Annotated in this window: 16 protein-coding genes; all 16 read right to left on the bottom strand. The window is 23.8% G+C overall.

What is annotated here, in order from left to right; genetic code table 11:
- Window positions 1-68: 68 nt before the first annotated feature.
- Entirely contained in the window at window positions 69-2,015 is a 1,947-nt protein-coding gene (locus tag F1564_RS04865) for an AAA family ATPase (RefSeq protein WP_018450051.1), read from the bottom strand.
- 12 nt (window positions 2,016-2,027) lie between these two features.
- A complete protein-coding gene (locus tag F1564_RS04860; RefSeq protein WP_051074856.1) occupies window positions 2,028-3,056 on the bottom strand; it encodes a hypothetical protein in 1,029 nt (342 codons plus the stop codon).
- 103 nt (window positions 3,057-3,159) lie between these two features.
- Window positions 3,160-3,471 carry a hypothetical protein gene (locus tag F1564_RS04855; protein ID WP_149201904.1) on the bottom strand — a complete coding sequence of 104 codons (312 nt, stop codon included), beginning with the start codon at window positions 3,469-3,471 and terminating at the stop codon, window positions 3,160-3,162.
- Window positions 3,472-3,614: 143 nt separating this feature from the next.
- The gene (locus F1564_RS04850) at window positions 3,615-4,346 is read right to left on the bottom strand and encodes a YaaA family protein (RefSeq protein WP_018450053.1); all 732 of its coding nucleotides are present in this window, start codon (window positions 4,344-4,346) and stop codon (window positions 3,615-3,617) included.
- A 60-nt stretch (window positions 4,347-4,406) separates the two neighbouring features.
- On the bottom strand, window positions 4,407-4,871 hold the full coding sequence (locus F1564_RS04845) for a CRISPR-associated endonuclease Cas6 (protein WP_232053404.1): 465 nt from the start codon (window positions 4,869-4,871) through the stop codon (window positions 4,407-4,409).
- Window positions 4,871-5,056: a hypothetical protein gene (locus F1564_RS10290; RefSeq protein ID WP_232053403.1), complete on the bottom strand. Its 186-nt coding sequence runs from the start codon at window positions 5,054-5,056 to the stop codon at window positions 4,871-4,873. Before F1564_RS10290 ends, F1564_RS04845 begins: the two co-directional genes overlap by 1 nt.
- 59 nt (window positions 5,057-5,115) lie before the next feature.
- On the bottom strand, window positions 5,116-5,862 hold the full coding sequence (locus F1564_RS04840) for a hypothetical protein (RefSeq protein WP_018450055.1): 747 nt from the start codon (window positions 5,860-5,862) through the stop codon (window positions 5,116-5,118).
- Window positions 5,862-6,980 (bottom strand): type III-A CRISPR-associated RAMP protein Csm5, encoded by a 1,119-nt coding sequence (gene csm5, locus F1564_RS04835; protein ID WP_018450056.1) that lies wholly within the window; start codon window positions 6,978-6,980, stop codon window positions 5,862-5,864. The genes F1564_RS04840 and csm5 overlap by 1 nt, the downstream gene beginning before the upstream one ends.
- Window positions 6,980-7,279 carry a hypothetical protein gene (locus F1564_RS04830; RefSeq protein WP_149201902.1) on the bottom strand — a complete coding sequence of 100 codons (300 nt, stop codon included), beginning with the start codon at window positions 7,277-7,279 and terminating at the stop codon, window positions 6,980-6,982. The genes csm5 and F1564_RS04830 overlap by 1 nt, the downstream gene beginning before the upstream one ends.
- Before the next feature lie 113 nt (window positions 7,280-7,392).
- Window positions 7,393-8,052 (bottom strand): hypothetical protein, encoded by a 660-nt coding sequence (locus F1564_RS04825; RefSeq protein ID WP_149201901.1) that lies wholly within the window; start codon window positions 8,050-8,052, stop codon window positions 7,393-7,395.
- Window positions 8,053-8,055: 3 nt separating this feature from the next.
- A complete protein-coding gene (gene csm3, locus F1564_RS04820; RefSeq protein WP_018450058.1) occupies window positions 8,056-8,763 on the bottom strand; it encodes a type III-A CRISPR-associated RAMP protein Csm3 in 708 nt (235 codons plus the stop codon).
- A 15-nt stretch (window positions 8,764-8,778) separates the two neighbouring features.
- Complete coding sequence (gene csm2, locus F1564_RS04815; RefSeq protein ID WP_018450059.1) at window positions 8,779-9,378, bottom strand: type III-A CRISPR-associated protein Csm2; 600 nt, start codon at window positions 9,376-9,378, stop codon at window positions 8,779-8,781.
- Between the two features lie 12 nt (window positions 9,379-9,390).
- The gene (gene cas10 / locus F1564_RS04810; RefSeq protein ID WP_018450060.1) at window positions 9,391-12,036 is read right to left on the bottom strand and encodes a type III-A CRISPR-associated protein Cas10/Csm1; all 2,646 of its coding nucleotides are present in this window, start codon (window positions 12,034-12,036) and stop codon (window positions 9,391-9,393) included.
- A 1,062-nt stretch (window positions 12,037-13,098) separates the two neighbouring features.
- Window positions 13,099-13,722 (bottom strand): CRISPR-associated protein Cas4, encoded by a 624-nt coding sequence (gene cas4, locus F1564_RS04805; protein ID WP_018450062.1) that lies wholly within the window; start codon window positions 13,720-13,722, stop codon window positions 13,099-13,101.
- A gap of 15 nt (window positions 13,723-13,737) precedes the next feature.
- Entirely contained in the window at window positions 13,738-14,028 is a 291-nt protein-coding gene (cas2, locus tag F1564_RS04800) for a CRISPR-associated endonuclease Cas2 (protein WP_018450063.1), read from the bottom strand.
- A 57-nt stretch (window positions 14,029-14,085) separates the two neighbouring features.
- Window positions 14,086-15,057: a CRISPR-associated endonuclease Cas1 gene (gene cas1 / locus F1564_RS04795; RefSeq protein ID WP_018450064.1), complete on the bottom strand. Its 972-nt coding sequence runs from the start codon at window positions 15,055-15,057 to the stop codon at window positions 14,086-14,088.
- Window positions 15,058-15,532: the final 475 nt, after the last annotated feature.

The following is a 15,532-nucleotide window of genomic DNA, read 5'->3' as shown; positions in this document are numbered from 1 at the left end:
TGTTACAATGGAAGGTGTAATTTTATTATGGATTTCTATTTTTTGTATACGAGATGTTATAATTTTTTCTACTTTTTATCTTTTTTATTTCTTAATTTTTTTAACTTCATTTTGTATTGTCTTATTTTTTTATAATAATATTCTTCTTTTGTACCTTTAAACTTTGATTCAATCATTGATTTCAACTTATTAGAGATTAACTTTTCTCCAATTTCATCTATTAAAAATTTAATCTCAGAATTATTTTTTATCTGCGAATAATTTTTTTTACTATCGCTTATTTCATCAACTGCCCATTTAATCTTTTCAGTAGCAAATTTCCCAAAAGTCGATTCTAAAAACATAGTATCCTTGAACAAGTCAATAATATTTGCTCCAAAAGTTTTCACATCCTCTTTAATTTCAGCCTGAATTTTACCGTTTTCATCTTTACTCAAATAAATACAATCTTTTGCCAAAACATCTGCTATCAGAAAAGGACTGTGTGTTGCAAAAATCAATTTAAACTTTTTATCTTCATACTTTCCTAATTCTTCTATTAATTCATATAAAAATCTTCTGCTCCATTCAGGATGTAGATAAGTTTCTACTTCATCAAATAAAAGCGTAATATATTTTCTATTTTTAAATTCACCATTTAAAACTCCATAAAGGGTTGAAAAATATTGTAATTTTATTCTTTCGCCATCACTTAATCCCTCTTCTTCTATTTGTATATATTCTACGCTTTTAAATATTAAATCTGTATCAATCCCGTCTTTAGGAATATGAAAATTTTGATATTTTTCCAATAATTCTTTGATTCTTTCATTTTTTTCTTCAAAATTTATTTTAAATTTTTTAATAATTTTATTATCATTTCGGGTATTTATTTCATCTTTTTCTTCTGTAATATCATTTATAAGAGCAGCTATCTCTTCAACAGTTTTATAATTTTTTTCATCTTTTTCATCAAATATAATTTCTTTTTCTGGTATTCCTAATGATTTTCTAAGCTCTTTTAATAATATCTCAAATTTTTTAATTGTAAACTTACCGTCTAATAGTTTTAACTTTTTCTTTCTTTCCTTTTCTAACATTTTTCTTAATTTTTTTTCAGAATATTCTTTTTTATTGCGAATTTCAAAAACTTTTCTTAGTATTATAATTAAATAAATCCAATTAAAATAATTATTTAAAATAATATCTTCTAAACTATAATTATTTACATCATCATATTCATATAACCTAAAAAGACCGTCATCAATAATCTTATCAAAAGTAATTTTATCAAATTCTTCAAATTTAGAATTAATTACTCTCTCATTTGAAATCATATGTTTAATGCATAAATCAGGAATCACTAATGTTAAATATGCATTTTCAAAATTATCTTTATTTTTTCCTTGTTTTATTTTAATTAAATAATCATATATATTTTTTTTGCTTTTATTTTCTAATCTAGTATCTAATTTAAAAACTGTTCTCTCTTGTCCAAATCCAAACACTCCTTCTCTTTGAGTAGCATTTAGAGTTTCTCCTTTAAATGAAAATTTTACTATTCCTATACTTTCTAGAAAATCTTCTCTATAATTTTCTTGATTTGTAAATCTTAATTTTCTGAATTCTTCTTTAACATTTATCTTTTTTGGAAATTCTTTTATTTCTATAGACATTGAACAGAAATCTTTTTCAAGAATAAAATCTTCATCATTAGAATAAGATTTATAAAGAATTATATATCCCTTGATCTTTTTTACTTCTTCATTATTAGTAGAAGAACCTAAATGAAGTACATTGAGTACTTCTAAAACACTTGTCTTCCCACTCCCATTTTTCCCAATCAACAAATTAACACTATCTATATTTCCTATTGTTTTATCAATAGAATAAAAATTTTCTATATTATTATCAGTTTTTATTTTATTAATTGTTAGTATCTCGCCTTCAAAAGTAATTTCATAATTATTATCAAAAGTAATTTCAAAATCTTTCAATCCTTTATATTCTTTTACATACATATATATTGGAAACATTTCATTTTCTCCTTAAATTTTTATATCAAATTCTTCTAAAATATCTTTAGTCAATTTCGCCAAAGGCTCACCATTTTCTATCCTTTTTCTATACGGCTCTTTCACAATATCTTTAAAATATTCTTCAAGCTGTTTTTTCTTGTTATTATCATTTTCAAACATCTCTCCACAAGCCTCTAAATAATTTTCTGGATACTTTTCAACAGTATATAATAAATTTTGAATATACTGATTATGTGATTTTTCATACACTTTATCCAATCCTAAATTTTTAATACTATTTTTTACTTTGTTTTCTTTTTCTTTATCTTCAATATTTTTACAATCAATTTCTACTGAAAAATCAGAATCCTTTTCTCCTAAAATTTCATTTATAACTTTTCCTGAAATCCTAAATTTTACTCCTAATTCATCAAAACCTTCTTCATATGGATAAATTTGTACTTCTTTACCATTTTTAAATACAGTATTACAGACATAACAACTAGGTATAAAATTATATAAAGATAAAGCTAAAAATGGATAATCTGCCTTTGGATAAAAATGATCTAAAGTTGCTGTTGTTTTTTTATCATTATTTTCTTCAGGTTTATTATCGTTATTCTCTTCATAACTACTAATATAATTCCTTTGACAATATGGACATACTTCTATTCCCATTAATGATAATAACTTATGTCTACTCCATTTTCCTTCTTCGTATAATTTCTTATAGCAAAAAAGTTGATTTGGCAAATATTCTTCAGATATATTTAATTTTTCAAAACATACTTCTAAAACACTTTTTTTCTTTCCTACTTTTTGCATTAAATTTCTTAATTTTTCTATTTCGTTAATTTTATAATCCAAAAATAATTCTTCTTTTATAACAAACTCTTTCTCTTCTGCTACTATTTTTTTTAGCATTTTTACATATCTTTCCAACTCTTCATAGTCAGAAAATTTATCTTCATATAGTTTTTTTAATTCTTCAAATGCTTTTTTAATTTTAGGAAATATTTTTTTATAGTACCATTCTGACGGACATACTTCTATTCCCATTAAAAATAATAATTTATGTCTACCCCAATCTTTATTGCCATTTTGTAATTTTTCATAACAAAAAAGTTGATTCGGCAAATATTTTTTAGGTACTTTTAATTTATCAAAACATACTTCTAAAACACTTTTTCTTTCCTACTTTTTGCATTAAATTTCTTAATTTTTCTATTTCGTTAATTTTATAATACAAAAATAATTCTTCTTTTATAACAAACCCTTTCTCTTCTGCTACTATTTTTTTTAGCATTTCTACATATCTTTCCAACTCTTGATAATCAGAAAACTTATCTTCATATAGTTTTTTTAATTCTTCAAATGCTTTTTTTACTTTAGGAAATATTTTTTTACAATACCATTCTGAATGTTCTTCTTTTATTTTTTTCCACTTTCTCTCATCTACATCTATTTTTATCATCTTTACTCCATTTACAAAATTTAAAAATCTACAATTTTATAACTTTTTTCTTTTCTTAATCCAGTATACTATATTTTGCCAACAATTTCTATTACTATTCACAAAAAAAGAGTAAAATAAAAATTTCCTCTTTCTAAAATCTATTATTTCTTCACATAAACAAATTTTCTTTCATCCGACATATTCTCATCAAAAACATATCCATCCAAAGTAATATTTCTCAATTTTTTTACATCACTAATCTTATTTTTCACAATATAATTCAAAGTAAAACCTCTCATTTTCTTCGAGTTTGTACTCACTTGTTTCAATTTCCCATTTGAATCTTCCCAAAACTCAAAATCAATTAATTTATCAAAGTTTATCAGTTTAGAATATTCCTTTGAAGCAAGATTTAAAATAACGTCTTCTTTTTCAAAATATTCATTCACGCTAGTTTTCCAAACCTCATAAAGCGACTTACTTTCAAAAATTGAATTTGTCATATCAAGCCGATATTCCTTCACATTTGTATAAGGTGTCAAAATCCCATACAAAGCAGATAAGATAACCAAATACGATTCTAAATATTCAAAATCACTTTTATCAAATGTTTCAATCTTTATAGCCTTATACGCAACACCAGTATAGCTTGCCAAAGCATTTCCGCTTTTCTCGTTTTCATAATTTTTATAAAATACCAATAACTTTTGTGCCTTCTCATTTTTTAATTTAAACTTTTTCTCAATTTCCTCTACAGAAAAGGTTTTTATTTTTTCAATAATTTCATTTGTTATTTCTAGATAAAAAGGCTCTTTTTGAGTCAAAGAGCCACTATCTTTTATTGGCAAACTGTTAATTTTTTTAGTTTTGCTTGGTGATATTATTATTTTCATAAATTAAATCTCCATAAATTTCAATTTCTTTAATATATCTCGTTTCATTTTTATAAAAATTTATTTCTCAACTTTTACAAACGTTCCATAACCCAAACTTTTTCTTTTTCCAAGCGAAAAGTAATCAGGAAATTTTATATTCGTATAAAAAGTTCCAATAAATGCAATCATATTTACATTTTTTAAATCTCTCGAAGTTATTTGCAAATCTGTGGAAACATAAATTTTATTTTCTTTCTCAAGCCAAATTCCCAAACCTTTTAATACTTCTAAAATATTATTTGTAATAGCCTGCTCCAACGTGTACTCCCTCTTCAAATATTTAGAAAAATTCTTCTCATTTAATGGTAAATAAGGCGTCACAAACCGATATTCATATATTTTATTCCTTGTAAACTCTATTTCATCCTCAAAAATTTCAATCTCTTTCTGAATATCAAAAATCAAATTTCCATCAATATCCAAATAATCAATATCTTCAAAAATTTTTTTATTTATCTCAGTAACATCCTCACCAATTCCCATTACAGAAAGCGTATTTTTATCAATTTATACTGTAATTTAGGATACGAATAATTATATCCGTCTAACAGATGATTATGAAATAATACATTTTTTTTATATTTATCTGCCAAAAAACCTCTTAATTTTTCTAGGTCTCTCATTGTATGTGTTTCTTTTCGTTTGAATTTTAATATCGAGTATTTCACTAGTACAACTCCTTGTTTTTTTACAAAATTTTATTTAAAAGTTATAAAAATCTTGAAATTTAATTTTTTATAATTACTTGTCCAAATCCATAATTAGAAAAATCTCCTATTCCGTTAAATTTAGCAAGCATTAATATCGCATAAATTAAATTTTTATATTGTTTTTCTACTATTTCAATTTCAATCTCTCCTAAATACGAAGTTTTATTTAATCCTCTTATTTTCACATCTTTAGTATAATATTTTTCTTTTTTCACAATAAAAATTCTCTCTTTTTGATTAATTATCCAACTAAAATCTTCATCACAATATTCAGAAAATTCTTCTATAATTTTATGGAATATTTTATCAAATCCAAATATAAATTTACCTTCATTTGTATCAATTATTGGAGTAACAATTTTCACTCTAAAATTAGAGCGTAATTCTTCTTGATTATTTTCTATTATTTCTTCTAAATTATAATATCCTGTCCAAATTTTATCATTTGAAATTATACCCTTTATTTTAAATTCATTTTTACCAATAAAAAAGATTTCTTTATTTAAAGCTTTTCTAAATAATTTTTGAATAATTGAAGAAAAATATTCTGTTTTCTTTATTGTTATCATTATCTTATAATTTTTTTCTTCACTTAATAGGAAATTATTTTCAAAAAAATATCCAAAAAATGAAGATACTCTAAAATCATTTAAATTTATTTCAGGAAACATTCTATTAAAAAATTTATGTATTTCTATATTATAGTTATCTTCTGTAATAACAGTATTTTTAACAGGCGATAATGAAATTAAAAAACTATTCATTAAATATTTACCTCTTCTACTTTTATTAATGCCCATCCCATAGGATAATTATTTTCATCAAATATTGTTCTTGATTTTTCATCTGGTTTTTCTGTAACTAAATTTATTGTTTTATTATTAAATCCTGTATATTTTCCTATTCTGATTAAACTTATATTATTATCTCTATTTTTGAAAGTATCAAATATTTTTTTCAGAAATTCATAAAATCCTTTTATATTGTAACTATCTTTTTCTCTTTTCTTTTCAGTTTCAAAGTTTATTATATTTTCTACTTTATCATCTAAAGAATCTATTAATTCTTTCATTCCAAAGCTCTTTTTATAACCCATTTTTAAATTTTCTTTCAAAGAGTATTCTGTTGACACAATATTAAAATTTATTCCTTGTTCAAAATCTATTTCATTTCCAAAATTCTCTTTTTCAAGTTTATCAATTTCATTATATATTCCACTTAAAACTTCACAAAATAAATTCCCTTCTTTTATTTGAAGCACATTTACAGAAAATTTTTCAAGTTCAATTTCTTCTGTATCAAAAATCTTGACTGTTTTAAAAGGATCTTTTTTAGGCTCTAAACCTGTTATATTTTGATTTTTATCAATCCTTTTAGCATTTAAAATATTAGCTTCCATTATTTGAGCTTCATTTTTCTTTTTTTCTACTTTATATTTTTTTTCATTTTCTAAAAAATAACTATATATAAAAGCTGTTCTTAATGCTCCTTTTATTGAACTTCCTGGAATATATTTTTTATCATTGTATCCAATAAACTCAAAAATACTTAGCTGACTATTTTCTTGACTTCTGTCATCTAATTTCTCTTTATAATACTTCTCAAAATCAGAAGACACTTTTTCTTTGTAAATATAACCCCATTCCTCCCTGTAATTATCGTGTATCCAACTTCTTATGTTAAAAAGGTTATTCTTTTTAAGTATTTTATAAAAATTCTCTTTTTCAGAATCACTCATTTTATCAAAAACTTCTGACATATCAATTCTATACATGTATTCAGCTTTAACTGTATATTCATACGCCTCTATATCTTTTCCACTTCCAATATGAATATCTGTCAATGGAAGTAATTTCACATTATATTTTTTTGCTACATTCATTAGTTATCAACTCCCACAACAAAAGGAATAAGGCATTGAATACTTTTATTGTCATCTATTTTTAAATTCTCCAGTACTCGCCCTTTTATCAAATCAGATTTTCCTTTAAAATAAGATCCTTCTGTATAACAAATAAAATAATTTTTGAAAGGATTCTCTGTCATATATGCTTTAGGTTTTTTAGTAAGAAGATTGGAATTTATAACTTCTATATTATCTTCTTCATTTGGAATATAATTAGAAAGAACTATAAAATTACCTTTATCTTTTCTCTTATTAAATATTTCCTCTTGTTTCATTTCAATAATTTCAAATTGTCCCTTTCCTGTACTTGCACTTTTTCCATATCCATTAAAAGATATATATTTTAATCCGTTTTCAAATTTTTTTATATCAAAATTATCTCTTATTTTTACAAAATTTCTATTTCTGTTTCTTCCAAAAATCTAATTTCATTTTGTTCAAATAATCTCGTGTCATTCTCTTCTTCTTTAATAGTTCCGAGTCTATTTATTTGATTTCGTATTCTACCTTCTATTATAAATGATTTTCTACTTTCATTTATTATTTTATTTTCATCTGTTTTCCCATTTAGTATTTCTTCTAAAAAATTTTCATTGATTTTTGGATTACTTGGATTACGAAGACTTTTTCTTTTTTCTAAATTAGAAAAATCCCTTTTTCCTTCTAAAACATCTAAATAAATCTGTTCTAATTTTTTACCATTTAAAAGTTCTTCAAATACACCTCTACTAATATATTTTTTCTTTTTAATAGCTTTGTAAAACTCTATTTTTTTTCTATCAAATTCTTTTAATTTAACATTATCTATTTCATCTAAGAACTCTTTACTTAGTTCTCCAAAAATAGGATAGTTTCCATTAATTATCGGATTTGAAAAAATGAAAGGCGGATTATAATTTTTTGTTTCTTCTACAAGAGTTTCAATAAATTCTTCTCCTTCTATCATTTTTAAAGCCCAAATCATAGATCCAAATAAAGTATCAGACTGAATAGGTGTTAAAAATGAACTCTTAGGTTTTAATTTTATTTTCCAAATACTATAATTCATTTTCTAATCTCCTAATTTTATATCATCTAAGTCTATATTTTCTTCCTGTCCATTAAACAAATTTTCTATTTTCAAATTCTCAAATTTTATTTGTCCGCTTCCTCTAGAAACTGAACCTCCAAGTCCTTCGATTTCAACTAATTTTAAACCATCTTTTATCATTTTTTCTATTTCATTTTTGTTATCTATACTTAAAACTTTAAAATTAATTTCCATATTAAAAACTAAATTTCTTGGAACTCTTTCTAGATTTCTTGGATTAGCACTTGAATCAAGTCTATTTATACTATTTTCTGTTTTTAACTCCGTATCCGTTCCCTTTTTCTCTTTCATTCTTTTTACTTCTTTTTCTGAATTTTCACTCAAAAATACATCTTTCACTGTTATTCTTGTAGGTCCTTTTTTACCGTTTCCGCCTGCTGTTGCTCCAAATACATTTAAAAGTACGTCATTTTCAATCCCTTCTGGTAATTTATCGTATACTTTTCCATTACTATTAATATTTCCAGTATACCATTCTAATAAATATCTCATTTTTCCTTTTAAACTACTTCCTGGTATATAAGGATTTCCTGTTGATACATCTCTTACAATTGGATTATCATTTCCTCCTATTTCAATGACACCTTCATCTCCTCCAATATGTAATCCTGTTTCTAATTTTATTTGTCCACTTATTTTATATATTTCTACTAATTTATATTTTGACATTTCTTTTCTCCTTTTCTATCTATTATTTACTCCACCAAGTCCATATGTATATCCTATGACAGTTTCAAAAAAAGTTTTAAAGTCTTTGAAGTATATTTTCTTATCATTATTAACAATGTAATCAATATTTTCTTTCATAAATATATAAAAATTTTTTGGCAATTTATTATTACCACTTTTACCTCTTCTATATTCTAGTTTTGATTTTAAAATTAATAATTCTATTGCTAAATTTCCTAATTCTTCTTGATTTTCTTTTTCATCATTTCTATCATTTTTTATATATTTTAATTTTAATTTATTTATTTCATTAAAAAAAGCTCTCAATTGTGAATTACTTAATTTTTCTTTCGATAATTCTTCAGCTATCTTTTGAGATTCTTCAAAAATAAGTTTTTTTCTTAAAATATTTTTTGATTCGTTTCGATAACCTTCTTTTTTTATACTATCCATTATTTTTTCTATTTCAGACTTTGAATCCTGACTTTGATTACTGTTATAATTTCTATTATTCCTATCTCTTCGAGGATTTCCTTGATAACTACTTTTTTTTTCTCGAGTTTCTGAATTACTTATTTTCTTAAATTCATTTAAAGATATTTTACTATTTCCCATATTCTTCACCTGCTACTTTCTATTCAAATAAATTATATAGTTTAAAACTATTCTCATATATTTTGTTAAAAAATTACCTTTTTCTTCATTTATTTCTTCCATAAATTTATTTCTCAGTTCTTTAATTATTTCAATTTTTTCTTCATTATCTTTAATTATTTTTTCTATTTTATTTTTTTCTTGATTGTCTTTTGCTTTTTCCAATTTCTTTCTATTTTTTTCAATTTTAGATTCAAGTTCCTTTAGTTTTGGCAATATATTTCTACCATAATCATATTCAAATTTTGAAACGTATGTTAATAAATTAAAATCAATATCTTTTCCAGCTTTACTACTTTTATCAATTCCTGATAAAGATTCATATAACTTCTCAGCCATTTCTGTATAATTCAAACATCTATACAAAAATGCTTGTGTAATTATTCCCCTTTCTTCTTTATTTCCATATATTTTTTGTAGTTTTTCAGCAAACTCAAATATTTTTTCAAATTCATCCCATTTAAATGATCTATCAAATAAAGTAAGAGCATTTTTATCTTTGTCAATTTCTTTAGCTTTTTCTTCGAGTTCTCCTGCCATATCTATACCATTTATTATTTTTAATTTAGGATGGGAGATTGCTATTCCTCCTGATAAAGTTATCTCTTCATTTTCTGTTACGAATTCTTCAAATTTTTTTCTTATAAAATATGACACATAAATTATTTTATCCCAAGGGCCTATTATAACTAAGTCATCTCCACCTGAATAAAGAACATAAATATTACTAAAATCAATTTCTTTTTTTATTTTATTAACTAACCAAATTTCTGCTTTTCCTATTTCAAAGATAGAATTCATCCAATATGAGAAAAAGTATTCCATATTTCTACTTAAAGTTGATATTCTTGAAATGGATCTAAAGTCAGTTTTTTTGTTTTTCTCATCCTCTTCTTCTAATTCTTCATCTGAAACATTTTTCTTCTTTTTAAATCCTATACTGAATATCATTCCAAGATTATCTACATCTGCTTTATAAACCGCTATTTTTTTATTTCCTGTCGCTGCATTAGAAATACTTTCAAAACTTTTCAATGAACTTTTATCTTCTTCTAAAGGTGCATAATTACTAATAAATCTTAATATCGTAGGATAATTTTCAACTATTTCAACATTATTAAGAGATATTACTAAATCTATTTTCTCGTTTTTCCCTGAAATATCAATATCTTTTTTTGATTTAAAAAACTGAATAGACATGTTTTCAATAACTTCAAAACTTTCTTTATTATCTGCCTTATGATTATACCTTATTCCTATAAACCTAGCTTTAGGAATTTTTCCTCCCATTTCTTTAAACTTTTCATTTAACCTATCTAAAGCCGTTGTTCCATCATCTCTGTATTCTACATCAAAAATTGGATTTTCCTTTATTTGATTGAAAAATCTTTTATCTTTTTGCCAATTTAACTCCCTATTTCCTTTTTCAAGAATTTTAGTAAATTTTTTAGCTATTTCATCACCATTTGCTTCAAGTGTTACAATATTTACAAAGAGTTGTCCAAAAAATTCTTTATACAAATAATTATTTAATTTTTCTTTTATCTCTTCAATTTTTTTCATTGAATCTTCTGTATTTTGAAGTAAAATATAAAATTTCCCACCAGCAGTTAAAATAATATTTGTTAAATTTAATTCAAATTCTCTTATTAAATGTAATGCTATTACATCACTTATCATTTTTACAAAAAATGATTTTCCTCTCAATATTTTTGCAGCACCTTCTGATTTTATTCCATCATAAATAAAATTCTGAATTCCACTAACATCTCCTACCAAAACTGTAAATTGCTCTGTTTTTTCTCTAGGTTGATTTCCTGTTTCTAAAATATTTTTCTCTTTATGGTACTTATAAGAAGCCAGTACCAATGCTGATGTGCTTTTCAAATGATCAAATAATGAAATATCAGATATTTTAGTCTGGGTATCTGAGGCAATACACCACATGTATTTTTCCATTAATAGATACAAATGTGAAAAAAACACATCATAACTGCTACTATTAATTTTCTTTACTTCTTCAAAAAAATTACATACATGTTTGTACAATTCCTCTTCAGTATTTTCTTTAAAATTATTTGCATCTTTTCCTGATGCAAGTCGTTGAGAAAATATTGTCTTATAATTAAGTGTTCTTAATTTATATGCATAATATGATGATACACTTTCATTTAAATCTTTTTTCAAAGAGATTGTTTCAAATATTGGATTTAAAGGCCTTCTCATCCAATGAGTATTTTCCTTTTGGTTATTTTCTACAGGTTCGTCTCTTCTCTCAGTAGCAGAATAGTTATCTGCTCTTGCCACTATGTTTCCTATTCTCTGTAATTTTTCATTTTCAATATCTTTAACCGAAAGTTTAACTTCTTTAAAGTTAAGACTTTCATGATGTTTTAAAACAAGTTCTTTCAGATTTTCTAATAATTCAGAATTTTCTATAATTTTATTTTCTTCTAAAAAGCATATAAATTCTTTTGACAGTACAGGATGTTTATATGTTTTGTATTCTTTATTTTTTATATTTTTTACATAACTTGACGACCTATTAGTAAACTTTCCAAAATCGTGTAATAATCCTGCTAAAGAAACAACTTGTTCCATATTTTCTAATCTAAACATCTCTCCTCCTTTTTTATTAATATTTTTCTTAGACTTTTCTATTTTATTTTATTTTATACTATATTTTTACTAAACAATAATCTTTATATAATAAATGTTAGTTAGTTAGTTAGTTAGTTTATTTATATTATATGTAAAATTATAAATTTCAATATAATTTCTTAATGAAATATTTTTCAAGAAGTGTTTAAATATTCATTATTTTCATTATTCAGAGTCTTATCTTCCAAAAGTGTAATTTCAATACAAAACTATTCATTAATTTTTCCTTTCTTTTTAAGATTTTTATTCCATTTTCTTTGTTGTCTATTTTTACCTTTATTTATTCTTTCATAATTTAAATTTTTATTCTCTCCCTCTAAGATTAACCTAAAAATTTAATAAAGTCAATAGTAATATATAATTTTTTATGTAAATATACTATTTTAATTTATTATCTTGTATTTTAAATCAATTTTAATTTTTTATATTTTTTAAACTTTAGATTTTAGAAATTTCTTATCATTAATGTAATTTCTATTTTTTAATAAGACTTAATAAAATATACATTATCAATATAATTTAAAACAATACAAAAAGAGCTGTCTTAAACCTGGACAACTCCTAAAAAAATCTTTTTATTTGTATTTTGTAATTTCAATCCTTATTTTAATGGATATACTACTTTTACCATATTTTTGACAAAACCCTTTATTCATTAGTATTACAGAGATTTTTTCAGACATTAAAATTGAAATTTTTTGACTAATTTTTATCATTTTTTGCTGTTTTTTTAGCATTTTCCGTAACTCCTAATGTTTATTTTTATTGGTTTTGAGAGAAATTTTCGCAATTTTTTCATTTTTTGTAGTGGTAGGAATTTTACTACAAACTTATTTTACCATACTTTTTGATTTTTCAAAGTTTTTTAAAAATTTATAATTGTAAACATTACTTTTATAAAACATATTGTTTTAATTTAGTAATTATCAAAAATCTATTATAAATAAAAAAAGAGAAAATTAGCTACAATTCATGTTATTGAAAAAAGTATTTTCTCTATTGTTTTTATATTTTTAATGATTACCTTCCACAAATTTTTTTATAATAACAGTCTCTGCATTTTGTTCCGCCTTCTACTTCTAGCGGGTAGCGTTCTGTCTCTATTAGTTCCAATATTTCAGAAATTTGTTGTTTTATTTTTTTAAAATCTTTTTCTGTATATTCAAATTTTTTCAATGAATGTCCATTTAAAAACAATATATAGCCCTTTTGAGAGTTGATGTTATAATTTTCTTCAACTAACATAGAAAACATTGCCATTAGATATTTGTATTGGTTTTCTTCTCTTGCGGTATATTTGGAATTGTGATAATAAAGCGGGACTATTGTTCCGTCTTGTAAATAAAGTATTTCATCTATTTTTCCATAAAAATGATATTTTTCTGAATCTAATTCTTTATTAAATTCTTTATTTTCCCATTGTGATAAGTTTTTTATGTCCTGTTTTCTTAATTTTAATCTTTCCCATATCCACTTTCTATTTATTCTTCCTTTTTCTTCTAATCTTTCTTCTTCTGCCTTTTTAAAATCATTCATTTTTTTTTCAAATATTTTTAATACTTCTTCATAATATATAATTCTAGGACAGTATATATAGTCTAAAACTTCAAACATTGATATTTTTTGAGATTTGATAACTTCCATTTTTATTCACCTCTTTTAAAAAAATAACACTGGCTTTTCATCTTTAACAATGTCCTCTTCAAAAGACAAACCTAGCAATGTTGCCTTTTTATAATCCGCTTCACAAATTGGAAAAATATATACCAAATCTTCTTGCAAATCAATAACTTTTTTACTTTCTCTTATAATTTGATCTATTTCATCCTTTTCTATATTTCCTAAAAATACTGACTTTTGAACTCTGTATAATCCATGCTTTTGTGCTATCTTAATTAATCTATTTCTATTTCTATCATCTGTTATATCATATATGAACCATGTCATCATTTTCAATCACCTACTTATGTATTTTTAAATTTACTCAATCTTAATTTATTAATAATTTTATTTTGATATTAAACAATTTGCCAATTCATGACATTCAAATTGTAATTTATCCAAACTTGATATATTCCTGTTATTATACCGTACCTTTTTTTCCAATCTGTTATAAAAACTTTCCACCAAAACTTTTTTCCCGTCACCTACTAATGTAATTCCATCTCCTTCTCTTTTAAAAAAATATTTCTGAATTCTTTTCTGAGTAAAAAGTGAAAACACAGTTCTGCTAACCAAATGTCTATAACCTTCAATAATATCAAAAACAAGTGATTTTTTCCCATAATTGTCCGTGTGGATTATTCCAATATAAGGATCTAGGCCCGCTATTATACAGGCTTTTTCAACTTTACTGTATAATATTCCAAAAGCATAGTTTAACATTGCATTGAATTCATCTTGAGCAGGGTGCATACTTCTTTTTTCAAATTTAAATTCTTTTGGCATCAATTCTGACAATGTTTGATAATATATTTTTGCTGCATTTCCTTCATATCCCATCAAAGTCCCTCTTTTTGCACTCACATCTCCTTCTACTAATTTAATTTGATAAATATATCTTTTCATTTCATTTACTTGTTTATCTAAAAATGCTTTCTTTGCTTCTCTTTTTATTTTCGAATCTTCCAAATGTTCTGCACAATTTTTAATCTTTTGTATCAATATCTGTTTTGCTATCTCAACTCCTTTTTGAGTACCAAATATTTCCAACTGTTTTCTTCTTATATTAGCTGTCGATCCAAATTTACTTTGCCAAAATCTTCCATAAGGATTCCCAAAATCATCAACAATTACAATATCAATATTATTTTCCACTGCCAATTTTATGACATCTGTTGTCAAAAATATCCCTTTTGCCAACACCAATGATTTTATCTTTTGCGGAGCCACCGCCACCCTTTTCTCACTCGTCGTTATCTCAAACAAATCATCTCTTTTTTTCACCATTGTCCCTAAATCTGTTATATATAGTTCCATAGTTTTTTATCCTTTCCTATTATATTTTTCAAGATTCTTTAAAAACATTTATATTTAACTAACTAATTCTTATATAGGAACTCTTGTTTGCCTTTAATTTTTCTTATTAAAGCCTCATTATTTGCTTTTCTAATGATTATTATAATATTTATTTTTACGTCTTTTCATCACTTTATCTAAAAAAAACCTAAAAAATAACTAAAGTCAATAGCAAACCCAAAATTTTTATTCTATTCTCAAATAATCAAAAAAATAACCATTGCTTTTTCACAATGATTATTAATATTTTTTATTTCTTATTTTACTGGATACACTACTTTTGTGAAAATCCTTTATTTATAACTATTACAGAGGTTTTTTCAGACATTAAAGTTGAAATTTTTGGACTGATTTTTATCATTGTTTACTGTTTTTTTTGGCATTTTCCTTAACTCCTAACGGTCAATTTGATTGGCTTTAAGTGAATTTTCTTTCC

Source organism: Leptotrichia shahii, assembly GCF_008327825.1.
GTDB classification, from domain to species: domain Bacteria; phylum Fusobacteriota; class Fusobacteriia; order Fusobacteriales; family Leptotrichiaceae; genus Leptotrichia; species Leptotrichia shahii.
The sequence above is the reverse complement of the archived record's forward strand: the minus strand, read 5'-3'. Positions and strand labels throughout refer to the sequence as shown.